The organism is Saccharomonospora marina XMU15, assembly GCF_000244955.1.
GTDB classification, from domain to species: domain Bacteria; phylum Actinomycetota; class Actinomycetes; order Mycobacteriales; family Pseudonocardiaceae; genus Saccharomonospora_A; species Saccharomonospora_A marina.
Genome location: NZ_CM001439.1, coordinates 1,500,098 through 1,523,075, shown reverse-complemented (window position 1 = coordinate 1,523,075; position 22,978 = coordinate 1,500,098). Strand labels below are relative to the sequence as shown.

Genomic DNA, 22,978 nt, shown 5'->3' with positions numbered 1-22,978 from the left:
GTGAAGAGGCGTGTGCGGCCTGCTTGGACTGGTCTGTGCCAGCGAAGAAGACGCGGCCAAGGCCCGGGACGCGGTCGGGGCGGCGCTGCGTTGCCAGCGGCATCGTGGCCCCGACGAGACCGACACGTGGGCCGACAGCGAGGTGGTGTACGGCTTCAACCGGCTCGCCATCATCGACGTCGAGCATTCACACCAGCCGCTGACCTGGGGTCCTGCCGAGAACCCGCGGCGCTACACGATCAACTTCAACGGTGAGATTTACAACTATCTCGAGCTTCGGGAGCAGTTGGCGGCCGAACACGGTGCGACGTTCACCACAGAGGGCGACACCGAGGCGATCGTCGCGGCCTACCACTACCTGGGCCCCGCGGCCGTCGGGCGGCTTCGCGGCATGTTCGCCTTCCTCATCTGGGATTCCGAGCGCAAGGTGGTGTTCGGCGCACGGGACCCGTTCGGCATCAAGCCGCTGTTCTACTCGACAGGTCCGTCCGGCGTTGCCTTCGCCAGCGAGAAGAAGAGCCTGCTCGAACTGTCCGCGACGCTGGGCGTCACCGACGAGCTCGACCGCACCGCACTACAGCACTACCTGGCGTTGCAGTACGTGCCGGAGCCGGAGTCGCTGCACACGGGCATCAGGCGGATCGAGTCGGGCACCTCGTTCACGGTCGCGCCCGGCGGTGAGCTCAAGACCGAGCGCTACTTCTCCCCCGAGTTCCGTGCCACGCCGGTGTCGGGCGCCGCGGACGTCGCCGGACTGCACGAGGAGATCGCGGAGGTCATGCGTGACTCGGTGGCCAAGCACATGCGTGCCGACGTCACCGTCGGGGCGTTCCTGTCCGGCGGCATCGACTCAACGGCGATCGCCGCGCTGGCCAAGGAACACAACCCCAACCTGATCACCTTCACCACCGGGTTCGAGCGGGAGGGCTATTCGGAGGTGGACGTCGCCGCCGAGTCGGCCGCCGCGATCGGTGTCAAGCACGTCGTGCGTACGGTCACCGCCGACGAGATGATGGACACACTCCCGCTCATCGTGTGGTACCTGGACGATCCGGTGGCCGATCCGGCGCTGGTGCCGCTGTGGTTCATCGCCCGCGAAGCCCGCAGGCACGTCAAGGTGGTGCTCTCCGGTGAGGGCTCCGACGAGTTGTTCGGCGGCTACACCATCTACCGCGAACCGCTTTCGCTCGCGCCCTTCGAGAAGGTGCCCGGCGGGATACGCAAGCTGCTCGGCAAGGTGTCCACCGTGATCCCGGAGGGCACCAGGGGCAAGGACCTGCTGCGCCGGGGTGCGCTCTCGCTGGAGGAGCGCTACTACGGCAACGCCCGGATCTTCCGCGACGACCAGCTTCGGCCCGTGCTGCGCACCTTCACCGAGGGCGTGGGACACCGCGACGTCACCGAGCCGTGGTACCGGCTCTCCAGGGACTGGGACCCCGTGGCCCGGATGCAGCACGTCGATCTGTTCACCTGGTTGCGTGGCGACATCCTGGTCAAGGCCGACAAGATGACGATGGCGAACTCGCTGGAACTGCGCGTGCCCTTCCTCGACCCCGAGGTGTTCCGGGTCGCCTCCAGGATCCCGCTCGACCAGAAGATCACGAGGGAGACCACCAAGTTCGCGCTGCGCCGCGCGTTGGACGGCATCGTCCCCTCGCACGTGCTGAACCGGCGCAAGCTGGGATTCCCCGTGCCCATCCGGGTGTGGCTGCGCGACGAGATGTACGACTGGGCACGCGGCATCATCAGCGACTCGCAGACCGGTGACCTGCTGGACAAGACCGCCGTACTGGCCATGCTCGACGAGCACAAGGCGGGCACGCTGGACCACAGCAGGCGGTTGTGGGCGCTGTTGGTGTTCATGCTGTGGCACGGCATCTTCGTGGAGAACCGCATCAAGCCGGACATCCCGGAGCCGCAGTACCCGGTGAAGCTCTGAGATCCGGTCAAGCTCTGCGGCGGCGACCGTCAGTGCGCGCCCGCGAGCGGCTCGCCTTCGGTTTCCGGGAGCACGTTGTGCCAGCGGTTGAAGACGTTCGTGGGGTCGTAGCGCGCCTTCACGCGGGCGAGTCTGCCGTAGTTCTCCTCGCCGTAGCCGGCCCGCACCCGGTCGGCGCCCTCGTCGCCGATGAAGTTGAGGTACACGTCACCGCTCGCCCACGGGCGCATGTCGGCACGCAGGTTGCGGACCCACGCCCGTGCCCTGCCGTCGTCGGCGGGGTCCTCCCACAGCCCGAGCGGGTGCACGGCCCACGTCGCGTCCCGGTGAAAGCCGGGCCAGTCCGCACCGCCCGCGACCGCGCCTGCCCACGGGAGCAGGACCTGCTGCGAGGGTGAAGGCACGATCATGTCCCGTGCCCGCTCGCAGAAGCGGTCCAGCGCCTCGTCGGAAAGGGTGACGAGGTGCTCGTCGGACCAGTAGTTGCGGTAGCCGGGCGGATCGTCGAGCATGCACTGCAGTTGCGCGTACGGGATGTCCGTGATCAGCCTGCCCGGTGGCTCGGCGTCGAGCAGTGGTGCGATGTGCTCGCGCAGTTCCGGCTCGGGGCCGGTGAAGGTGACCAGAACGGCGCAGCACAACACATCCGTGAGTTCACGGGGCACGAATTCCTCACTCGGGCCGGTCAGGTAGATGAGGCCGCCGCCGATCTCGTCCGGCGCGCCGGCGATGAACTCGCGGTAGCTCCCCGCAACGGCCCTGCCGGCCTCGGCGGGCCACAGCAGCAGCGCCATCGAGAACTGCTCGAGCGGATGCAGCCGCAGCAGCAGTGAGGTGGCCACACCGAAGTTGCCCCCGCCACCGTGCAGCGCCCAGAACAGTTCCGAGTTCTCGTACTCGTTGGCACTCACTTCCTGTCCGTCGGCGGTCACCAGTTCGACCGACAGCAGGTTGTCGCAGGTGAGGCCGAACTTGCGCTCCAGCCAACCGGACCCGCCGCCGAGCGCGAGCCCTGCAACGCCGGTGGTGGACACGCGGCCTCCGGTGGTGGCAAGTCCGTATCGCTGACTCTGCCGGTCGACGGCTGCCCAGGTCGCCCCGCCACCGAGCCGCACCGTTCGCTGCGCGGGATCGACGGCAACGTCCGCCATCGGCCGCACGTCGATCACCAGTCCGGCTTCGACCAGGCTGGCGCCCGCCACACTGTGGCCACCACTGCGCACGGCGACCTCGAGACCGTTGCCACGCGCGAACTCCAACGCCGTCTTGACGTCGGAAACACTGCCGCAGCGCGCGATCACACTGGGGCGGGCCGTGATCATGGAGTTGAATACGGCGCGAACGTCCTCGTACTCCGGCATCGTGGGGGTGACGACGGGCCCACCGAACCGGGCACGCAGTTCGTCCACTCGCACGGAATCGAGCAGGTTGTCTGCCATGAGTGCCTCCTCCCCCTGATAACAGGTCAGTCGCATGCGCGACCGACCTGTTACGCGACAGGCACCCACGATTTGGTTGGGAATCACCGGGTGGCCGCGCCGGACACCTGCCGTGCCCGGCGCCGGTTCAGTCCGGCAGCACCGCTTCCAGTTCTGCCGCGGCGTCCTTGCCGAACGCGTCGCTCAGCCGGTCGAGCACGGTGACCTTGTCGAAGCTCCACTCCTGGGTACCGACCGTTTCCAGCACCAGCACAGCGACCATGCACCCCAGTTGCGCACAACGGGGCAGGCTCAGGCCGAAGTACAGGCCCGCGAGGAAACCGGCCCGGAAGCCGTCGCCTACGCCGGTCGGATCGATCTTCGAAAGCGCGGGCACCGCCCCGACCCGCAGCACGCTGCCACCGGCCGCCACGATCTCGACGCCGTTCTCACCCGAGGTGGTCACGCGCATACCGACCCTGGACAGCACGTCCGACTCGGTCCAGCCGGTCTTGCGTAGCAGCAGTTCCCATTCGTAGTCGTTGCTGAACAGGTACGACGCACCCTGGACGAACTCGCGGACCTGCTCACCGTTCATCCTGGCGAGTTGCTGCGATGGGTCGGCGGCGAAGGTGTAGCCGCGCTCGCGGCACTCCTGTGCGTGACGCAGCATCGCGGCGGGATCGTCGGGACTGATCATGATCAGGCTCAGCCCGCCGACGCGCTCGGCCACAGGTGCCAGTTCGATGTTGCGTGCCTGCGACATCGCGCCCGCGTAGAAGGTCGCGATCTGGCACAGGTCGTCGTCGGTGGTGCACACGAAGCGCGCCGTGTGCGCCAGCTCCGAGACGCGGACACCGGAGGTGTCCACCCCGTGCCGGTGCAGCCAGGCCTCGTAGTCCGCGAAATCGTTGCCGACCGCGCCCACGAGCACCGGGGACACGCCCAGCACGCCGAGCCCGAACGCGATGTTGGCACCGACTCCACCCCTGCGGATCACGAGGTCGTCGGCAAGGAAACTGAGCGATACCCGATGTAGCTGCTCGGGCACAAGTTGCTCTGCGAACCGGCCCGGGAAATGCATGAGGTGGTCGGTCGCGATGCTGCCCGCGACCGCGATCCGGGACTTCCCTGTCACCGGTTCCTCCAGAAGAATTCGTCGGCTTGGCCCCGCCGCGAGACTACCGAGCGGTAAGGGTGTCGCGCATCGTCGCGACCCCCTACCGTACCGGTGTGAACTTCGCCACTGAACCGGACACGTTCGCCGAGTTGATCGCCGACTGCGCCGAGATCCCGCGGAGCCAGGAATCGCCCGCGCCGCGGCAGCAGCGCCCCGCGGCGCCGTGGACGGTCGACGATGCCTGCCACGCACGGGTTGTCGAGCTGGACGAGTACGTCTGACCGGGCACGATCCGTGCCTTCCGTGCCTTCCAAGGGGGCCGGACTCACGGGGGACCGCGGTCAACGACGCCCGCGGCCCCTGTGGCCAACCAGGTGAAATGCGACGGGCGCCGGTCACGCGAATCGCGTGACCGGCGCCCGTCGTTGTGGCCGGTTTCGGTGGCGGCTCAGTGGAAGGAGTCGCCGCAGGCGCACGATCCGCCCGCGTTGGGGTTGTCGATCGTGAAGCCCTGCTTCTCGATGGTGTCGACGAAGTCGATCTCGGCGCCCTGCACGTACGGAGCGCTCATCCGGTCCACGGCCACCCGCAACCCGTTGAACTCGCGGAACAGGTCGCCGTCGAGCGTGCGCTCGTCGAAGAACAGCTGGTACCGCAGTCCGGCGCAGCCGCCGGGCTGCACGGCGATGCGCAGGTGCATGTCGTCGCGGCCCTCTTGATCGAGCAGCGCCTTGGCCTTGCTGGCCGCGGACTCGGTCAGGGTGACGCCGTGCGTGGCCTCGCCGGCGTCGCCGGGGGTGTTGCCGGTCTGCTCAGCGGTCGTCATGACTCTCCCTCAAGGTCTTGGTGCAGGCGGGGCACTGGTGCCAACAAGCCCGGCTCCCGTTCTGTTCCCATCGTCCATGGTGACACATCTTGCGACCGGCTGAACATCGCCAGTGCCTCCTGCAATACCCTGTCAAGGTGAGGTTCTTGCGCCGTACCAGCACACAAGAGGCCGACGACGTCCAGACCGAGGCGGGCGAGGGCGAGTCGTCGGTCGAATCTCACACGTCGAAGGGCTTCACTCCCGGCAAGGGGCGGCCGACCCCGAAGCGGCGGGAGGCCGACGGCAAGCGGCGTGGCCCCGTCGCACCACCGCCACGTACCACCAGGGAAGCCATCCGGCGCAGCCGGGAGCTGCGCAAGAAGAACCCGGTCAGCAAGGACGAGCGCAGGGCGGCAGCGAGGGAGCGGCGCGAGCGCATGATGGCCGGTGACGAGCGCTACCTGCTGCCCCGCGACCGCGGGCCGGTCAAGGCTTACGTGCGCGACCTGGTGGACTCCCGACGTAACGTGCTCGGCCTGTTCATGCCGCTGGCCATCCTGGTGTTCATCACCTTGCTGATCCCGATCCCGCAGATACAGCAGTACGCGACGTTGCTGACCACGGTGATGCTGCTGGGCATGGTGGTGGAGGGTTTCCTCAACGGTCGCCGCATCAGCCGTCAGGTGCGGGCGAAGTTCCCGAAGGAGAACGTCAAGGGCGCCTCCATCGGCTGGTACGCGTTCGTGCGCGCCAGCCAGATCCGCAAGCTCCGGATGCCGAAGCCGAGGGTGAGCCCGGGCCAGCCGGTGGACTGAAACGGCGCCGCACCCCGGGTGTTCCCCGGGGCACGGCGCCGTCGATCGCGGCTGTCAGCCGGCCGCTCAGTGGAAGACGAACTGCGCGTCGGCCGTCGTCGAGCTCGGGCACAGGAAGCTGCCGCCGGACTTCTCGATGGTGACGCCGGTGGCCGTGTAGGTCCTGGTGGTGCCCTCCCGCTGCGCCTGCAGGCCGGCAGCCTCGTACTCACACGTAATGCCGGACCTCTGGACGGTGACGCTGATGAGGTCCGCGGTCGCGGTGCCCGCCGTGTCGTCGAAGCTGATCGTCGGGTCGTTGTTGAGCGTGACGCTGACGCTGCCGGTGCACGTGACGTTGGGGTTCACGGTCGTACGGTCGAGGGTCACCGTCTGCGGCGGGTTGCCGTCGAGGCTTCCGTCGGTCCAGCTACAGGTGTCGCCCGCAGCCGTGATTGTCCCGTCGACCTTCGCGTGATCGGCGAGTGCGACACCGGCCGTGAGGCCGGAGACCGCCATCGCGCCGACGATCAGTCCGGTGATCTTCGTGGTGAGCCGAGCCACTGCTACCTCCATTGGTCGCTGTTACCGGTGAGTAAACCCACCGGCCCAAAAAGAAAAACACTCGTGTTTCTATATGTCAACCCTGCGTCCCGGTTGACTACTCAGCGAATTAATTCCTGGTCAGCGACCGGACGCGGTTACCGCGAATGGGGCAAGCTCCAACACACTGCGTCGTAATTCAGTGAACTCCACACCGTTTTCCAGGCCCCGACCGATCACCTGGCAACACAGCCCCACAAGGAACTCGGCGTGGGTGCGGCCGGCAGGCGAGTTCGGATCGGGCCGGTCGAACAACGCGACGAGAGACTGTTTGAACTCACTGTGCCGCTTCAGCAGTGCCGAATCTCCTGACTGGGCAGGGACCACGAACAGCATCCTGGCCATCCCTGGTCGCCCGACCGTCCAGCACAGCACAGCCCCGGTCAGCCGCAGGAAGCGCTCCCCGCAGTCACGCGCGCCGGGGGGCATCGACCTGGCGCACACCGCCCCGCACTCACGTGCCGCCTCGTCGAAAGCATCGAAACCACAGTCGGCGACGGTTAGGTAGTGTCGGGCGAAGGTACCGACTTCGAGTCCGGCGGCCGCCGCGACGGTGACCGCGTTGATGTCGCGCCAGGCCATCTCCACAAGGACAGCCCGCAACGCCGACCGCAACCGGGCACACCCGGGACAGGCGGCTGTGCTTGGAGTCACATCCGAAGAGTAACGGCAGCTTCACGGCGAGCAAAGCAGGCAACCGGAGGCAACGTGGGCAGAACCGGACACGGCACACGGCAACTGCCGCCGGGCAGACACGGCTTCACCCGTGACTACGTCGCCGAGAACCAGCGCGCCCGCATCCTGACGGCTGTCGCGCAGGCCGTGGCCGAACACGGCTACCCGGACCTGACCGTCGAGTCGGTCGTCGAGCGGGCCGGCGTTTCTCGTAAGACGTTCTACGAGCACTTCAAGAACAAGGAAGAGGCCTTCCTCGCGGCCTACGACGACTTCGCCGCCGACCTGGTCGAGCAGGTGAAGCGGGCCAACAAGCCGTCGGCGTCCTTCTCCGAACAGGCCGAGGCCATCCTTCGCACGATCCTGGAACTCTTCGCCGAGCACCCGGCACAGGCTCAACTCGTGGTGGTGGAGGTGCTCGCCGCGGGCCCGCGGGCGGTACGCAGACGCAACGACTCGTTGAAGCTCATCGTGGAGGTGGTCAACCGCGGCACCTGCACGCTCGCCGAGGAGCAGGGCATGCGCCCGCCGCCCGCGATCACCGCTGAGACCGTCGTCGGCGGCCTGCTCGAAGTGATCTACAGCCGGGTGGAACGCCGGGAGGCGGCACTGCTGCCCTCACTGCTTCCCGACCTGATGTACTGCGCCCTGCTCCCCTACGTCGGCCCGGCCGCCGCGGGTGCCGAACACGCACGCCTGAGCAGCGAGACTCGATCGACACACACCTGAAGCAACTCCAGGTACTTAGCTTTGCGAAGGATTTCTGGATAAGGTGTATGTCATGGAGTTTCGTCGTCTCGGCCGCAGCGGCCTTTCCGTCAGCGAGATCGCCTACGGCAACTGGCTCACACACGGCTCCCAGGTGGAGGAGGAGCAGGCACGGGCGTGCGTCAAGGCGGCGCTCGACGCGGGCGTGAGCACCTTCGACACCGCCGACGTGTACGCGAACACGGCGGCGGAGTCGGTTCTCGGGCGCAGCCTCGCCGGACAGCGCAGGGAAAGCCTGGAGATCTGCACCAAGGTGTTCTGGCCGACCGGGCCGGGCGGCCCCAATGACAAGGGCCTGTCCCGCAAGCACATCATGGAGTCCGCGCACGCCTCGCTGAAGCGGCTCGGCACCGACTACATCGACCTTTACCAGGCACACCGCTTCGACCACAGCGTGCCGCTGGAGGAGACGATGGTCGCCTTCGCCGACCTCGTCCGGCAGGGCAAGGTGCTGTATCTCGGCGTCTCGGAGTGGACGGCGGAGCAGATCACCAGGGGCGCGGCGCTGGCCCGCGAGCTGCGGATACCGCTGGTGTCCAACCAGCCGCAGTACAACATGCTGTGGCGCGTCATCGAGGAGCAGGTCGTGCCCGCCTGCGAACGCGAGGGCATGAGCCAGATCGTGTGGTCGCCGATCGCGCAAGGCGTGCTCACCGGCAAGTACCGCAGCGGGCAGGCACCGCCACCCGGGTCACGGGCCACCGACACCAACGGTGGTGCGAACTTCGTCAAGCGGTTCCTTTCCGACGACGTGCTGGCCGGTGTCGAACGGCTCCGCCCGCTCGCCGACCAGGCCGGGCTCTCGCTGGCCCAGCTCGCCGTCGCGTGGGTACTGCAGAACACCAACGTGGCATCCGCCATCATCGGAGCGTCCCGCCCGGAACAGGTGCACGAGAACGTGAAGGCGGCGGGCGTGCGGCTGGAGGCCGACCTGATGCGCGCGATCGACGAGGCACTGGGTGACGTCGTCGAGCGCGATCCCCGCATGACTCAGAGCCCACGCTGAGCTCGTCCGGTCACCGTTGCTCGCCCGACGGGGCACGCAGGGTCGAGCGGCGGTGACCTTCACTGCCGCTCGGGCGGCGCGGCGAGGACACGCCGCGCGATCGCGAGGTCGTGCGGGTAGGTGATCTTGAAGTTTCGCTGCTCACCCCGCACCCAGTGCACCGGCACGTCGGAGAAGCGTTCCAGGCAGGATGCGGTGTCGGTGCCGACGAACCGCTCCCGCTCCGCCTGCTCGTAGGCGGCGAGCAGCGGCGCGGCGCGAAACCCCTGCGGGGTCTGCGCCCTGATCAACGTCTCCGACGGCCGTCGTGACAGCGTGTCGCCGCCCGCGCCCACTTCCGCGAGATCGTCGGCGAGCATTCCGGGAACCGCGCCGCCGTGCTCGCGGGCCGAACGCAACACAGCGGTTATCAACGCGGGACTGACCAGCGGGCGGGCCGCGTCGTGCAGCAGCACGGTGTCCACGATGCCCGCCTCGATCCGCTGCGCCAGGTGCCGCAGCGCGTTCAGCTCCGACTCCTGCCTGGTCTTCCCGCCATGGACGACCTCGACGTCGGCGGCCACCTCGTGATCGAGCACGAACTCGACGAGCTCGCCGTCCTGTGGTCTTGCGACCAGCAGCAACACGCCGATGTCGGCAACGCTCGCGAACGACCGCAACGACCAGGAGACGAGACGTCGGCCCGCCAGCGGCAGGAAGACCTTGTTCGTCGCCGCGCCGACGCGGGTACCGGCGCCGCTGGCGAGCACCACACCCGCCGCGCTGGGCCCGCGCCGCGATCGCCGTTTCGCCACGCGCAGATCATACGAGCACGCCGCGCGGCAACGGACCGGCAGTCCGTTGTGGATCGCCGACTCGCCGACCGCGTGCTCGTCGCCGCCGTTGCCGGGACGGCCGCTTCAGCTGCGCGCCAGGCCCGGTAACTTGTGCCCGTGTCCATCGACTTCGCCGACATCGGCCAGCTCGACGAGATTGCCAGGGCCGAGGCATTACGGCAGCGAGGCGGGCTCGGCACACTCGACGAAATCGCCGGGTGGCTTTCGGCTTGCCAGGGGCAGGCGCCGCCGCGCACCCCCCGCCGCGCGCGTGTGGTCGTGTTCGCGGCCGATCACGGCATCGCCGCCAGGGGTGTCTCCGCCCAGCCTGCGGGTAGCACCGCGCGGGCCGCGGCCGAACTGGCGGCAGGTACGGCAAGCCTGGCGCTACTCGCCGGGGCCGGAGACGCGCGGCTACGGGTGGTGGACCTTGCCGTCGACGCCGAGGAGACACCGCCCGCCGTCGACGGTGGTTTCAAGGTTCGCCGCGGGACCGGTTCGATCGACACCGAGGATGCGCTGACCCGCGAGGAGGCCGAGGCGGCGGTGCGCGCGGGCATGCTGCTCGCCGACGCGGCGGTCGACGAGGGCGCCGACCTACTGGTTCCCGCCGAGCTCGGAGTTGCGGTGAGCACGCCCGCCGCGACACTCGTGGCGGCGCTGACGGGAACCGAGCCGGTCGCCGTCGTCGGCAGGGGCGGCGCCGTCGAACCCATCGACGACAACACTTGGATGCGCAAGGCCGCGGCGGTGCGCGATGCGCTTCGCAGGGCGAAAACCGTGCTGTCCGACCCGCTGGACCTGCTACGCACCTCGGGAGGCGCCGACCTCGCCGCCGTGGCCGGTTTCCTGGCGCGGGCAGCCGCGCGCCGTACCCCGGTGCTGCTCGACGGCCTGGCCGTCACGGCAGCCGCGCTCGTCGCGGAGGAGTTCGCCCCGGGTGCCCGTTCCTGGTGGGCGGCCGCTCACCGCGGCAGCGAACCGGCGCACGCGATGGCACTGGAACACCTGGACCTCGAACCGATCGTCGACCTCGGCGTCCGGCGCGGCGGTGGCCTCGCGGCCACCGCCGTGCTGCCGCTGCTCACGGCGGCCACCTTGACCGGCTGACTCAGGTCAGCTTGTACATCCAGCCGTGCGGGTCGGGGCGGGTGCCGTTCTGGATACCGGTGAGCTCGTCCCGCAGCCGCAGGGTGACCTCGCCAGGCTGGCCGCCTGCGATGGTGAACTCCCCGCCCGCGTGCTTCACCCTGCCGACAGGCGTGATGACCGCGGCGGTGCCGCACGCGAACACCTCGGTGAGCTCTCCGGAGGCTGCCGCCTTCTCCCACTCCTCGGTGGAAATCCTGCGCTCCTCGACCTTGTGCCCGAAGTCGGCGGCCAGCGTCAGCAGCGAGTCCCGCGTGACGCCCGGCAACAGCGACCCGGTCAGTTCGGGCGTCACAAGGCGCGCGTCCTTGCCTGAGCCGAAGACGAAGAACAGGTTCATCCCGCCCATCTCCTCGACCCACCTGCGCTCCACCGCGTCCAGCCACACGACCTGGTCACAGCCGTGCTCGACAGCCTCCGCCTGCGCGACGAACGAAGCGGCGTAGTTACCCGCGCACTTGGCGAAACCGGTGCCGCCCGGTGCGGCGCGCACGTACTCGGTGGAAAGCCACACGCTCACCGGCTTGACGCCGCCCGCGAAGTAGGAGCCTGCCGGCGAGGCGATCAGGGAGTACAGGTACTGCGCGGAGGGCTTGTTCACGCCCAGCCCCGCCTCCGTCGCGATCAGGAACGGCCGCAGGTAGAGCGTGTCGCCCTCGCTGGTGGGCACCCACCGGCCGTCCACCTCGATCAGCTCGTGGATCGAGCCGAGGAACAGCTCGTCCGGCAACTCCGGCATCGCCATCCTGCGGGCCGACCTGCGAAACCGGGCGGCGTTCAGCTGCGGGCGGAACGCGCTGATGGAGCCGTCCGGCTGCCGGTAGGCTTTCAGCCCCTCGAAGATGGCCTGCCCGTAGTGCAGCACCGCGGTGGCCGGGTCGAGCGTCAGCGGCTCGTAGGGGGTCAGTCGCGCGTCGTGCCAGCCGACGCCTTCCGACCACCGCACGGTCACCATGTGGTCGGTGAACCGCGTCCCGAAACCGGGCTTCGCCAGTACCTCCGCTACCGCCTCCGCCGATGCGGGGGTCGGGCTCATGGTCCGGCTGAAGGAGATCGCGGTCGTCATGGCCCGAGCATATCTCGTTTACTTGGACGTCAGAACATCCGTTTGGCTCTACGATGACGTCCGTGACCCAGCAGTCTTCTCGGCCGGCCGGGGGCAATCGCGTCTCCGCGGGAACGGCCTCCGACGTCAAGACCTTCATCGCCGCGGCACTGCTGACCTTCGCGGCGGGCATGATCGTGCTGATCGGCTACATCATGGCGGGCGGTTTCGGTGGCTTCCTCGGCATCATCGGTGCCGTGTGGAGTGTTTTCTGGTGGAAGGGCGTACACGGGAAGGTCTTCCCGCGTGACCTCCCCGGCAAGTCCATGGCTGGTCTGATCGTGGCCGCCACGGTGCTGTGGAGCCTCGCCTACGCGATGTCCTGAGCCCACAGCTCGACGGGCAACTGGGGCACCGGCCAGCGGGGGTCCGGGCGAAACTGTGTCCACGTGCCGTCGAACGGGAACGTGCCCGCCTCGGCGCGGTCGATCAGGCGCTCCCCCTCCGCGCGCAGCTTGGCCAGCTGCTGCCCGCTCAGCCTGCCCGCTCGCACCGCCTCGGCCGCCTCGTCCTCGTCCTTCCAACTCCAGCGCCCGCCCGGCTCCACGACGACGTCGAGCGCGCCGTCGATGCGCCGCGGCCCGTACCTGCCGCGCCCCAGCGGAATCTCCAGGTTGACGTACCAGGCAAGGAAGCTGCCGCTGCCGTCGAAGAACCACCACACCGACGACCACTCGTCTTCGCGGATCAGGCGCAACGTGGAGCAGTCCCGCCACCGGTCACGAACCCGCATCCGTGGCAGGACGAACCGCTGGCCCAGCGGCGCCTCACGGATCTGCCGCCCGTCCGCGAGCCGGGTGCCGACGATCTCGGTGCCCGCGGGCAACCAGCCGAGCAGTTCCGTACCGTCGTCGGCGAGCACTCGCAACGGATGTCGCTGGCTGACGCTGGCGTCCGAGCGTACGAAACTCAGCACGGCTGTCTCACCCGGTGCCCACCTCACGCCACGAACACTAGCCCGGCGAGAAGAGCCGACGCGACAACCACCGTGGCGGCGCCGAGCGGGCGGACGCGGCTCGCCAGCACCACCCCGACGATCACCTCGAGCAACGCGGCGGCCGCCGCCAGAAACAACGCCCCGACCATGCTCAACACCGCGGCGAGCAAGGTCACCACCGCACCGAGGGCCAGCAGACCGCGGATGCGAGAGCCCGGGGCGACCGCCTCGACGGCCTCGTCGAGGGCGAGCACGGCCGCGGGCACCGTCGCGAGCACCACCACCGCCACGAACACCCCTCGCAGCGCGGCGGCGTCCGCCGCGGCGAGCACCTCCTGCGGCGCGGTGGGCGAAAGACCGAGCCGTACCGGGCCCAACTGGTACAGCGCGGCCGAGGCCACGGCTGCCGCCACCACCGCGGCCACGGCGAGCCTGCCGCCACGCAGCCCGGCGAACAGTGGAAACAGCACGGCAGCCGAAAGCAGCACACCTGCGGGCGCAAACGCCGTCGCCTCGGGCGACGATGCTGGGGGGATCGCGACGCACAGCGCGACGAAGGCGGTCGCCGCCACCAGCAACACCCCGGTCAGCCACCTACGCCAGGTCCGGTTCACCCGAACGCCGGTGACCGGCGCGACGGTGACAAGCACGGTGAAGCCGACCGCGGCGGGCACCCGGTAGGGGGGCGCGGCATAGGAAACGAAAACCGTGGCGAACAGCACCAGCAGCGCCAGCCGCGACGAGGCCCGCAGGCCCGAGGTGATCGCGGAGTCCGGTTCGCCGACCACGCGGCTCGCGCTTTCGGTCAGCGCGGCCGCGACCGCCATCCCCGCCAGCAACCACCAACCCGCGGCCGAGGCGGCCATCGCGAGCGCACCAAGAATGCCCGCACCGAGCAACACGCGGCGCACCTACCTCTCACCACGGACAATGTCGTCAATAGCATGGCTTGAGCCACCACAGACAGCAGCGAGGAGCCCGACGTGACCCTGCCAAAACTTGCCCTGACCGAGAACACCGAGGCGGCGCTGGCCAAGAGCCGCGCCGAGGTGGTGGTGATCGGTACCGTGCAGGGGCCCGACGGGCTCGAGTTGGCCGAGGGCGCGCGGGCGGTGGACGCCGCACTCGGCGGCGACCTCGTCGACACGCTGCGCACGCTGGGCGCCACCGGCAAGGCCGAGGAGATCGTGAAGCTGCCGACACTCGGCCGCATTCCCGCACCCGTGGTGCTCGCCGTGGGCCTCGGTACCCCGCCCACGACGTCGGAGCAGCTACGCCGCGCGGCGGGAGCGGCGGCCCGCGCGTTGTCGGGCACATCCCGCGCGCTGACGACACTGTCCGCTCGGGAGCTGCAGGCGGTCGCGGAGGGCACGGTGCTCGGCGCGTACACCTTCACCAGGTACAAGTCGGAGCCGGGCGACGCGCCGGTGTCCACGGTGGACCTCGTCTACCCGGAGGAGGGAACCGCTCGGGCTCACAAGGCCACCCTGAAGGCGGCCGTGGCGATCGCCGAGGCGGTGGCCACGGCGAGGGATCTGGTCAACACCCCGCCGAACGACCTGTTTCCGGCGTCGTTCGCCGAGCGGGCCCGAGAACTCGCCGAGGACGCGGGCCTGGAGTTCGAGGTGCTCGACGAGCGGGCGCTGAAGCGCAAGGGCTTCGGCGGAATTCTGGGTGTCGGCGGCGGATCGTCGCGGCCTCCCCGGCTGCTGCGCCTTCGCTACCGCGGCACGAAGGCGGCGAAGAAGGTGGCGCTCGTGGGCAAGGGCATCACCTTCGACACCGGAGGTATCTCGATCAAGCCCGCGGCGAACATGGACCACATGACCTCGGACATGTCCGGGGCCGCCGGTGTGCTGGCCTCGGTGGTGCTCGCGGCGAAGCTGAAGTACCCGCTCGAGGTCGTCGCCCACATCCCGCTCGCGGAGAACATGCCGTCGGCGACGTCGTACCGGCCGGGAGACGTGCTCACCATGTACGGCGGCAAGACGGTCGAGGTACTCAACACCGACGCCGAGGGCAGGCTGGTGCTCGCCGACGCCATCGTCCGCGCAGCGGAGGAGGAGCCGGACTACCTCATCGAGACGTCCACACTCACCGGTGCGCAACTGGTCGCGCTTGGCAATCGCACGCCGGGCATCATGGGTTCCGAGGAGTTCCGTGACCGCGTCGCCGCCATCGCCTCGGCGACCGGCGAGAACGGCTGGCCGATGCCGTTGCCGGAGGAACTGCGCTCGGACCTGGACTCCAAACTGGCCGACCTCGCCAACGTGACGGGGCATCGCTGGGGCGGCATGCTCGCCGCCGGGGTGTTCCTGCGGGAGTTCGTTCCCAAGGGTCTGCCCTGGGCTCACATCGACATCGCGGGGCCCGCGTTCAACACGGGTTCGCCGTGGGGCTACACCGGCAAGGGCGGCACCGGTGTGCCGGTGCGCACCATCGCCGCGGTACTCGCCGACATCGCCGAGGCCGGGTAGGTCGCCTTCCCGGTGTCCGAAAACCCCGAGGGCCCCGAGAGCTATGCCGAGTCCGCCGTGCGCGAGGTGCTCATGGCGGACGACGCGAGGGTGGACGCGGCGGTCGGTTACGCGGCGTTGCTGTTGGCGTGTGTCGGCGCGGCGAGCGAGTCCGACCGGCTCGTGTCCCGCTGGCAGGCGGTCACGTCGCGACCCGCCGTGCTGCTCGTGCCGGACGAGGTGACCGCGCGGGCATGGGGGATGCTCTTCGCCGCGCGCGGCGCCCCGGACTGGGGTGGCGAACTGCCACCGCTGGACCTGGACGCCGAGGAACGCGCACACCGCAAGCACCTCGACGCGGGCGGACCGCTGCGCGAGCAGGCCGCCGAGGCGGAGGACCGCGCGAGGGAGGGCGACCTGCAGGGCGCCAGGTGCGCCCTCGCCCGGTGGGCCGAGCAGGCGCGGCTGTCGGCGCGGCCCGACATCGCCACGCTCGCCGCGTGCCGCCACGTCGCGCCGCTGCTGGTGCAAGGCACGCTGGCGGTCGCGGACGGCTGGGCCCGCGACTACGCGGGGACGCTCATCGCCGCGCTGCACACCCGCTACCGGACCGAGTCGCGACCATTGGACTGGCGAGAACTCATCGAGCGGATCATGTGGCTGCGCGGCGAACCGGGCAACGTGCCGCCGCCCGCGACCCACGCCGGGATCGACGACGCACAGCGCAGGCTCGGGGTGCGGCTGCCGCCGCAGTACCTGGAATTCCTGCTGACCTGCGACGGGCTGCCCGCCGACGTGGCGTTCCCCCGGTTGCTCGGCACCGCCGAGTTGTTCACCGGCGGCCACGGGGTGCACATCAGCGACCCGCCGGGTCTGGTGTTGCTCGCGGAGAGTGGGCGGATCGTGGAGTCCGACCCGTTGTTCGGGGTCACCACCCATTCCGGGATACGTGCCCTGCTCCAGGAGCACCTGCGGCTACTGGAGGCCGCGCTCTGACGGGGTGTTCCCGCCGCCGGTGGTCGCTCACCTGGCGCACGCCGAGCGCAGAACTCGCGGGCAGGAGCGCAGAACTCGCGGGCAGGAGCGGGGGACTCGCGGGCAGGCGGCCCGGTCAGCCCTACGAGTCGCGTTCGGTCTGCTCCCTGCGCCGTAGGATGCGTTGCCGCTCGGTGTACTCGCGCATCCGCTTCGGGTAACCCGTCTTGGCCACCTCGTAGACCGGTATCGATCGCTTGCGGCCGAACTGCTGCGCCGCGCCGAGGCTGCCGATGCGCCGCCTCGTCCACTCGCCGTCGTGGGCGACCAGTACCACGGTGGTCTCGGTTACGGTCGTACGAGGTTCGACGTAGGCCTCCACCCCCCGTCTGGCCGCCGCCCATTCGGCCAGATGCCGGGTGTCCGCGTCGGTGACACCGCGCGGTCCCCCGCTCGCGCGTCCCCCCTTTCCGCCTCTTCCACGTCTGCGCAACAAGTCGAACAGGCCCACCTCGGCCACCTTCCTCTCCGCGTCGCAGGCGATCATTATCCCGGCACCGAAACGGCGTGTCCGGCACACACCAGCACTAGGTCGCAAGCTTGTCAGGCGAGGTGACAAGATGAGGTGTGATGAGCGCACACAGCGCCCGTGGACACGATCGACACTGCCTGCCGAGGAGTTTGAGAAGTGACCGACGCTGAAGCCGACCTGGTGATCCTCGGTGGCGGATCGGGTGGTTACGCCGCGGCGTTCCGCGCCGCCGAGCTGGGCCTTTCCGTCACCCTTATCGAGAAGGACAAACTGGGCGGCACCTGCCTGCATCGCGGCTGCATCCCCACCAAGGCCCTGCTACACGCGGCCGAGGTGGCCGACTCCGCGCGAGACGGTGAGCAGTTCGGCGTCAAGACGGTGTTCGAGGGCGTGGACATGACCGGTGTCCACAAGTACAAGGACACCGTCGTCACCCGGCTCTACAAGGGGCTGCAAGGGCTCGCGAAGGCCCACAAGATCAATTACGTTGAGGGAACCGGAACCTTCGCCGGTGGCACGACCGTGGAGGTCGACGGCGCTCGCTACACCGGCAAGAACGTGGTGCTGGCCACCGGTTCGTACTCACGCACGCTGCCCGGCCTCGAGCTGGGCGGCCGGATCATCGCCAGCGACGAGGCGCTGAACCTCGACTACGTCCCCGAGCGGGTCGTCGTGCTCGGCGGCGGTGTGATCGGCGTCGAGTTCGCCAGTGTCTGGGCGTCGTTCGGGGCCGAGGTCACGATCGTGGAGGCGCTGCCCCGGCTGGTGCCCGCCGAGGACGAGTTCGCCTCGAAACAGTTGGAGCGAGCCTTCCGTAGGCGCAAGATCGCGTTCAAGACCGGAGTGCGGTTCACCGGGGCCAAGCAGGACGAGCGCGGCGTGAGCGTGTCGCTGGAGTCGGGCGAGACCCTGGAAGCCGACCTGCTGCTGGTCGCCGTCGGCCGGGGCCCCAACACGGCGGGCCACGGCTACGACGAGGCGGGCGTGCGCATGGAGCGCGGTTTCGTGCTCACCGACGAGCGGTTGCGGACCAACCTGCCCGGCGTCTACGCCGTCGGAGACATCGTGCCGGGGCTCCAGCTCGCCCACCGCGGCTTCCAGCAGGGCATCTTCGTCGCGGAGGAGATCGCGGGGCTGGCTCCCCGGCCGGTCGAGGAGGCAGGCATTCCCCGCGTCACCTACTCCCACCCCGAGGTCGCGTCGGTGGGTCTGACCGAAGCCGCGGCGAAGGAGAAGTACGGCGCGGGCGTCACCACGTTCACCTACGACCTGGCGGGCAACGGCAAGAGCCAGATCCTCAAGACGTCGGGCGCGGTGAAACTGATCAAGGCGCCGGACGGTCCGGTCGTGGGCCTGCACCTGGTTGGCGACCGCGTCGGCGAGCTGATCGGCGAAGCACAGCTGATCTACAACTGGGAAGCCTTCCCCGAAGACGTCGCGCCGCTCATCCACGCACACCCCACCCAGACGGAAGCCCTCGGCGAAGCGCACCTCGCTCTCGCAGGCAAGCCGCTGCACGTCCACGGCTGAGCCGACACGCCGACCTGAACAGACCACACCAGACACACTCAAGGGAGTCAGCGAACGATGGCGTACTCCGTCACACTGCCGGAGCTGGGTGAGAGCGTCACAGAGGGCACGGTCACCCGCTGGTTGAAACAAGAGGGTGACACCGTCGCGGTGGACGAGCCCCTGTTGGAGATCTCCACCGACAAGGTGGACACCGAGGTCCCCTCCCCTGTCGCGGGCACGGTGAGCAAGATCGTGGCGCGGGAGGACGAGACGGTGGAGGTCGGCGCGGAGCTGGCCGTGATCGACGACGGCACCGGCGACGCGGGCGCGCCCGCCGCGGCACCACAGGCCACCGCGGAACCGGCGCAGGCGCCCTCGGCGCCTGCCGAGCCCGAACCACCCCGGCAGCCGGAGCCCGCGCCCGAGCCACCGGCGCAGGCTCAGCAGCCCGCCCCGGCCGCGCAGCCGCAGGCAGGGCAGGCGCAGGGCACCCCCGTGCGGTTGCCCGAGTTGGGCGAGAGCGTCACGGAAGGCACGGTCACCAGGTGGCTCAAGCAGGTGGGCGACACGGTCCAGGTCGACGAGCCGCTGTTGGAGATCTCCACCGACAAGGTGGACACCGAGGTCCCCTCCCCCGTCGCGGGAACCGTGTTGGAGATCAGCGTCGCGGAGGACCAGACCGTGGAGGTGGGTGGCCAGCTCGCGGTGATCGGCGAGCCCGGTGCGGCGACCGCCGCGCCGCAGGCACCGCAGCCCACACCAGAGCCCGCGCCACAGCCCACACCAGAGCCCGCGCCGCAGCCCACACCAGAGCCCGCGCCGCAGCAGCAGTCACAGCCCCAGCCTGAGGCGCAGCAGGCGGCACAGCCCGCACCGGCGCCCGCCGCGCAGCCGGAGCCGCAGTGGCCGAGCGAACGGCCTTCGGAGGAGCCTGCCGCGGCAGCGGCCGCATCCCGGCAGGAGGCACCAACCCGCGAGCCGCAGCGGCCGAGCGAGCCGGGCAGGGAGGACGGCGCCACGCCGTACGTGACGCCGCTGGTGCGCAAGCTGGCCGCCGAACACGACATCGATCTGAACACCCTGCGCGGCACCGGGGTCGGTGGCCGCATCCGCAAGCAGGACGTGCTCGCCGCCGTCGAGGCCAAGCAGCGGCAGCAGGCACCCGCACCGCAGCAGCCCCAGCAGCCGCGGCAGGCACCGGCGGCACCTGCCGCCGCACCGTCGGCACCGGCCACCGCCGTGGCGCCCGTCTCCGACGCGGAGAAGGCCGCCCTGCGCGGCACCGTGCAGAAGGCCAACCGCATCAGGCAGATCACCGCGCAGAAGACCAAGGAGTCGTTGCAGGTCTCGGCACAGCTCACCCAGGTGCACGAGGTGGACGTCACCAGGATCGCCAGACTGCGGCAGCGGGCGAAGGCGGCCTTCCGCGAGCGGGAGGGCGTCAACCTGACGTTCCTGCCCTTCTTCGCCAAGGCCACCGTGGAGGCGCTGAAGCAACACCCCAACGTCAACGCCTCCTACAACGAGGAGACCAAGGAGATCACCTACCACGGCGCGGTGCATCTCGGCGTCGCGGTCGACACCGAGCGTGGTCTGCTCTCCGTGGTGATCCACGACGCGGGCGAGCTCAGCCTGGCCGGGCTCGCGCACCGCATCGCCGACCTGGCACAGCGGGCGCGCAGCAACAAGGTCACGCCGGACGAGTTGACCGGCGGCACGTTCACGATCACCAACATCGGCAGCAACGGCGCGCTGTTCGACACGCCGATCATCGTGCAGCCGCAGTCGGGCATGCTCGGCACCGGTGCCGTGGTCAAGCGTCCGGTGGTGCTCACCGACGACGACGGCAACGACACCATCGCCATCCGCTCGATGGCGTACCTGCCGCTCACCTACGACCACCGGTTGATCGACGGTGCCGACGCGGGACGGTTCGTGACGACCATCAAGCAGCGCCTCGAGGAAGGCAACTTCGAGGAGGAACTCGGCCTGTAGCCACTGCACCGGCTGTGCGGGGGTCCACCGCTCGGTGAGCGTCCCCGCACAGCCGGTGCCTAGAGTGTGCACATGCGTGTTCTCGTTGCCGGTTCCAGCGGCCTCATCGGCAGCGCTCTGCTCGACCAGCTGCGCGGCAGCGGGCACGAGGTGCGGCGGCTGGTGCGGCGGATGCCGCGGTCGGCTGACGAGTACGGGTGGGATCCGCCCGCGGGCCGCATCGACGACGGCGCGTTCGACGGTGTGGACGCGGTGGTGAACCTGTGTGGTTCCCCGCTGGCCTCCGGCAGGTGGAGCGAGGCCCGCAAGCAGTTGCTCACCGACTCCCGGCTCGAACCCACCGAAGTGCTGGCCGAGGCCGTCGCCGACCACGGTGTCGGCGCGCTGCTCAATGCCTCCGGCATCAACTACTACGGCGACACGGGATCTGCCGAGGTCGACGAGTCGGCAGGTGCGGGCTCCGGATTCCTCGCCGGGCTGTGCGTCGCGTGGGAGGCGGCCACGACCCCGGCGACGAAAGCGGGCGCCAGGGTGGTCCTGCTTCGCACCGCACCGGTGCTGTCCTCCCGCGGCGGCATGCTGGGGATGCTGCTGCCGCTGTTTCGGCTGGGCCTCGGCGCGAGACTGGGCGGCGGGAGCCAGTACCTGCCGTGGATCAGCTTGCGCGACCAGGTATCGGCCATCTCGTTCCTGCTCCAGCGGGCCGACATCGCCGGTGCTGTGAACCTCACCTCGCCGAACCCGGTGACGAACGCCGAGTTCACGCGTGAACTCGCCCGCGCGGTGCACCGGCCCGCACCGTGGTTCGTGCCCGCGCCTGCGCTGAAAGCGGCGCTTGGCCAGGCCGCCGAGGAGATGTTGCTCGGTGGGCCGAGAGCGGTCCCTGGCGTGCTCCGCGACGCCGGGTTCGACTTCGCCGACCGCCGACTCGACGACGCACTCGCCTTGGTGGTCTGATCGGCGGTGCGCACCGTGACCGCCGTGACCGCGCGCTCCAACATCGTTCTCGGCGCTGTGCTCCTCGCAATCTTCGTCGCGCTCGGCTTCGTGGTGCGCGGGTCGCCCGGCATGGTCGACGACGCGCTGCGGGAGACGATCGGTGGGCATTGGCAGGGTGTCGCCGGTACCGCCGCCGCCGCGGTGAGCCTGGTGCTCGGCCCGCCGCTTCCGGTGATCACCGGTGTGGCGCTGATCGTGGCGACGGTACGGCTGCGGCAACTCGGCGATCCGAGGGCGGGGATCACGTTCCGCGTGTTGATCCTGCTCGGCGCCTGCCGGATCACCAGCGTCGTCGCCAAGCCGGTCTTCGCCAGAGACCGCCCCCGCGCCTACCCCGACGCGTTCAGCTACCCCAGCGGGCACGTGGCCTCCGTGGCCAGCACCGGTTTCGCACTGGTCGTGCTCTGCGCATGGCTCTACCCGCGACTGGTACGGCTGGTGTGGTGGCTCGCCGTGGTGGCCACCGGCCTGGCGGCGGCCGCGAGGGTGGCGCTGGGCGTGCACTGGCTCACCGACACCGTCGGCTCTGTCCTCGCCGTCGGCGGAGTCGGCCTGCTGCTCGGGGTGGCGCTGAAACTGTTGCCGCCACCTCGCGGCGGCGTAGCCTCAGCATCGTGACCGAGACTGCGAACAGATCATGCCGGGCCGACGTCGAACCCGTCGACGTGCGACAGCTCGGCACGATCGACTACCTACAGGCATGGGAACTGCAGCGCGACTACGCCGAGGCACGCGCCGACGGCCGGGGACCCGACACCATGTTGCTGCTGCAACACCCGTCGGTCTACACCGCGGGCAAGCGCACCCAGCCGCAGGACCGGCCCACCGACGGCTCCGAAGTGATCGATGTGGACCGCGGCGGCCGGATCACCTGGCACGGTCCCGGGCAACTCGTCGGCTACCCGATCGTGAAGCTCGCCGACCCGATCGACGTCGTGCACTACGTCCGGCGCATCGAGGAGGCTCTGATCAGCGTGTGCGACGAGTTCGGCGTGCGCACGGGCAGGATCGAGGGCCGCAGTGGCGTGTGGCTGCCGCGTGACGAACGGGGTGGCGAACGCAAGATCGCCGCGATCGGGATCCGCGTTCAACGCGGGGTCACCATGCACGGCTTCGAATTGAACTGCGACGCCGACCTGGCCGCCTTCGACAAGATCGTGCCCTGCGGCATAGACGACGCAGGTGTGACGTCGCTTTCGGCCGAGCTCGGCCGCGAGGTGACGGTGGCCGAGGTGCTTCCGGTGGCGTGCAAGGCCGTGCTCGCCGCACTCGACGGCGAGCTGCCGGTCAGCGACGACCGGTGGCTGCCGCGGTCACGACAGCCACAGCCACAGCCACCGGAAGCCGTCGGCGCGCGGAGCTGATCGACGCA

The 22,978-nt window shown here is 69.7% G+C and carries 24 protein-coding genes; 14 read left to right on the top strand and 10 right to left on the bottom strand.

Annotation, left to right across the window (positions count from 1 at the left end; genetic code table 11):
• Positions 1–10: 10 nt before the first annotated feature.
• On the top strand, positions 11–1,939 hold the full coding sequence (gene asnB / locus SACMADRAFT_RS07180; protein ID WP_009153128.1) for an asparagine synthase (glutamine-hydrolyzing): 1,929 nt from the start codon (positions 11–13) through the stop codon (positions 1,937–1,939).
• A 29-nt stretch (positions 1,940–1,968) separates the two neighbouring features.
• On the opposite strand, the gene SACMADRAFT_RS07175 is transcribed toward asnB, so the two are convergent.
• Both SACMADRAFT_RS07175 and SACMADRAFT_RS07170 read right to left on the bottom strand, forming a co-directional pair.
• On the bottom strand, positions 1,969–3,378 hold the full coding sequence (locus SACMADRAFT_RS07175) for an FAD-binding oxidoreductase (RefSeq protein ID WP_009153127.1): 1,410 nt from the start codon (positions 3,376–3,378) through the stop codon (positions 1,969–1,971).
• 127 nt (positions 3,379–3,505) lie between these two features.
• The gene (locus tag SACMADRAFT_RS07170) at positions 3,506–4,441 is read right to left on the bottom strand and encodes a carbohydrate kinase family protein (RefSeq protein WP_040926166.1); all 936 of its coding nucleotides are present in this window, start codon (positions 4,439–4,441) and stop codon (positions 3,506–3,508) included.
• Positions 4,442–4,590: 149 nt separating this feature from the next.
• Here SACMADRAFT_RS07170 and SACMADRAFT_RS30300 point away from each other — a divergent pair, with 149 nt between their 5' ends.
• Complete coding sequence (locus tag SACMADRAFT_RS30300) at positions 4,591–4,758, top strand: hypothetical protein (RefSeq protein WP_198285938.1); 168 nt, start codon at positions 4,591–4,593, stop codon at positions 4,756–4,758.
• Between the two features lie 167 nt (positions 4,759–4,925).
• Here the strand turns inward: SACMADRAFT_RS30300 and SACMADRAFT_RS07160 are convergent, their stop codons facing one another.
• Positions 4,926–5,303: a HesB/IscA family protein gene (locus tag SACMADRAFT_RS07160; RefSeq protein WP_009153124.1), complete on the bottom strand. Its 378-nt coding sequence runs from the start codon at positions 5,301–5,303 to the stop codon at positions 4,926–4,928.
• A 137-nt stretch (positions 5,304–5,440) separates the two neighbouring features.
• On the opposite strand from SACMADRAFT_RS07160, the gene SACMADRAFT_RS07155 reads away from it, so the two are divergent.
• Positions 5,441–6,100: a DUF3043 domain-containing protein gene (locus SACMADRAFT_RS07155; protein WP_040925583.1), complete on the top strand. Its 660-nt coding sequence runs from the start codon at positions 5,441–5,443 to the stop codon at positions 6,098–6,100.
• A 66-nt stretch (positions 6,101–6,166) separates the two neighbouring features.
• Here SACMADRAFT_RS07155 and SACMADRAFT_RS07150 read toward each other — a convergent pair whose 3' ends face one another.
• Together SACMADRAFT_RS07150 and SACMADRAFT_RS07145 are read right to left on the bottom strand one after the other, a co-directional pair.
• The gene (locus tag SACMADRAFT_RS07150) at positions 6,167–6,655 is read right to left on the bottom strand and encodes a hypothetical protein (RefSeq protein ID WP_232285556.1); all 489 of its coding nucleotides are present in this window, start codon (positions 6,653–6,655) and stop codon (positions 6,167–6,169) included.
• A gap of 108 nt (positions 6,656–6,763) precedes the next feature.
• Positions 6,764–7,336, bottom strand: a complete 573-nt coding sequence (locus SACMADRAFT_RS07145; protein WP_040925582.1) for a hypothetical protein — start codon at positions 7,334–7,336, stop codon at positions 6,764–6,766.
• Between the two features lie 54 nt (positions 7,337–7,390).
• Here SACMADRAFT_RS07145 and SACMADRAFT_RS07140 point away from each other — a divergent pair, with 54 nt between their 5' ends.
• Both SACMADRAFT_RS07140 and SACMADRAFT_RS07135 read left to right on the top strand, forming a co-directional pair.
• Entirely contained in the window at positions 7,391–8,086 is a 696-nt protein-coding gene (locus SACMADRAFT_RS07140; protein WP_009153120.1) for a TetR/AcrR family transcriptional regulator, read from the top strand.
• Between the two features lie 52 nt (positions 8,087–8,138).
• Complete coding sequence (locus tag SACMADRAFT_RS07135) at positions 8,139–9,131, top strand: aldo/keto reductase family protein (protein WP_009153119.1); 993 nt, start codon at positions 8,139–8,141, stop codon at positions 9,129–9,131.
• Between the two features lie 59 nt (positions 9,132–9,190).
• Here the strand turns inward: SACMADRAFT_RS07135 and SACMADRAFT_RS07130 are convergent, their stop codons facing one another.
• On the bottom strand, positions 9,191–9,925 hold the full coding sequence (locus SACMADRAFT_RS07130; RefSeq protein ID WP_009153118.1) for an IspD/TarI family cytidylyltransferase: 735 nt from the start codon (positions 9,923–9,925) through the stop codon (positions 9,191–9,193).
• A 138-nt stretch (positions 9,926–10,063) separates the two neighbouring features.
• On the opposite strand from SACMADRAFT_RS07130, the gene SACMADRAFT_RS07125 reads away from it, so the two are divergent.
• On the top strand, positions 10,064–11,056 hold the full coding sequence (locus tag SACMADRAFT_RS07125) for a nicotinate-nucleotide--dimethylbenzimidazole phosphoribosyltransferase (RefSeq protein WP_040925581.1): 993 nt from the start codon (positions 10,064–10,066) through the stop codon (positions 11,054–11,056).
• A gap of 1 nt (position 11,057) precedes the next feature.
• On the opposite strand, the gene SACMADRAFT_RS07120 is transcribed toward SACMADRAFT_RS07125, so the two are convergent.
• Positions 11,058–12,161 (bottom strand): branched-chain amino acid aminotransferase, encoded by a 1,104-nt coding sequence (locus SACMADRAFT_RS07120; RefSeq protein ID WP_009153116.1) that lies wholly within the window; start codon positions 12,159–12,161, stop codon positions 11,058–11,060.
• Positions 12,162–12,214: 53 nt separating this feature from the next.
• Here SACMADRAFT_RS07120 and SACMADRAFT_RS07115 point away from each other — a divergent pair, with 53 nt between their 5' ends.
• Positions 12,215–12,526: a hypothetical protein gene (locus tag SACMADRAFT_RS07115; RefSeq protein ID WP_009153115.1), complete on the top strand. Its 312-nt coding sequence runs from the start codon at positions 12,215–12,217 to the stop codon at positions 12,524–12,526.
• On the opposite strand, the gene SACMADRAFT_RS07110 is transcribed toward SACMADRAFT_RS07115, so the two are convergent.
• Entirely contained in the window at positions 12,511–13,143 is a 633-nt protein-coding gene (locus SACMADRAFT_RS07110) for a DUF402 domain-containing protein (RefSeq protein ID WP_157617207.1), read from the bottom strand. The genes SACMADRAFT_RS07115 and SACMADRAFT_RS07110 overlap by 16 nt on opposite strands.
• Positions 13,140–14,048, bottom strand: a complete 909-nt coding sequence (locus SACMADRAFT_RS07105; RefSeq protein WP_157617206.1) for a hypothetical protein — start codon at positions 14,046–14,048, stop codon at positions 13,140–13,142. Before SACMADRAFT_RS07105 ends, SACMADRAFT_RS07110 begins: the two co-directional genes overlap by 4 nt.
• Before the next feature lie 72 nt (positions 14,049–14,120).
• Here SACMADRAFT_RS07105 and SACMADRAFT_RS07100 point away from each other — a divergent pair, with 72 nt between their 5' ends.
• Positions 14,121–15,614, top strand: coding sequence for a leucyl aminopeptidase (locus SACMADRAFT_RS07100; RefSeq protein WP_009153112.1), 1,494 nt, complete (start codon positions 14,121–14,123; stop codon positions 15,612–15,614).
• Positions 15,615–15,626: 12 nt separating this feature from the next.
• The gene (locus SACMADRAFT_RS07095) at positions 15,627–16,589 is read left to right on the top strand and encodes an SMI1/KNR4 family protein (protein WP_009153111.1); all 963 of its coding nucleotides are present in this window, start codon (positions 15,627–15,629) and stop codon (positions 16,587–16,589) included.
• A gap of 121 nt (positions 16,590–16,710) precedes the next feature.
• Here SACMADRAFT_RS07095 and SACMADRAFT_RS07090 read toward each other — a convergent pair whose 3' ends face one another.
• On the bottom strand, positions 16,711–17,079 hold the full coding sequence (locus SACMADRAFT_RS07090) for an oxidoreductase (protein WP_157617205.1): 369 nt from the start codon (positions 17,077–17,079) through the stop codon (positions 16,711–16,713).
• A 177-nt stretch (positions 17,080–17,256) separates the two neighbouring features.
• Here SACMADRAFT_RS07090 and lpdA point away from each other — a divergent pair, with 177 nt between their 5' ends.
• The 5 genes from lpdA (at position 17,257) to lipB (ending at position 22,970) form a co-directional block, all read left to right on the top strand.
• Complete coding sequence (gene lpdA, locus SACMADRAFT_RS07085) at positions 17,257–18,630, top strand: dihydrolipoyl dehydrogenase (protein ID WP_009153109.1); 1,374 nt, start codon at positions 17,257–17,259, stop codon at positions 18,628–18,630.
• Between the two features lie 57 nt (positions 18,631–18,687).
• The gene (gene sucB / locus SACMADRAFT_RS07080) at positions 18,688–20,607 is read left to right on the top strand and encodes a 2-oxoglutarate dehydrogenase, E2 component, dihydrolipoamide succinyltransferase (protein ID WP_009153108.1); all 1,920 of its coding nucleotides are present in this window, start codon (positions 18,688–18,690) and stop codon (positions 20,605–20,607) included.
• A 72-nt stretch (positions 20,608–20,679) separates the two neighbouring features.
• Positions 20,680–21,564, top strand: coding sequence for a TIGR01777 family oxidoreductase (locus SACMADRAFT_RS07075; RefSeq protein ID WP_009153107.1), 885 nt, complete (start codon positions 20,680–20,682; stop codon positions 21,562–21,564).
• Between the two features lie 15 nt (positions 21,565–21,579).
• Positions 21,580–22,224, top strand: a complete 645-nt coding sequence (locus SACMADRAFT_RS07070; protein WP_009153106.1) for a phosphatase PAP2 family protein — start codon at positions 21,580–21,582, stop codon at positions 22,222–22,224.
• Entirely contained in the window at positions 22,221–22,970 is a 750-nt protein-coding gene (lipB, locus tag SACMADRAFT_RS07065) for a lipoyl(octanoyl) transferase LipB (protein ID WP_009153105.1), read from the top strand. Before SACMADRAFT_RS07070 ends, lipB begins: the two co-directional genes overlap by 4 nt.
• The last annotated feature ends 8 nt before the right edge of the window (positions 22,971–22,978 follow it).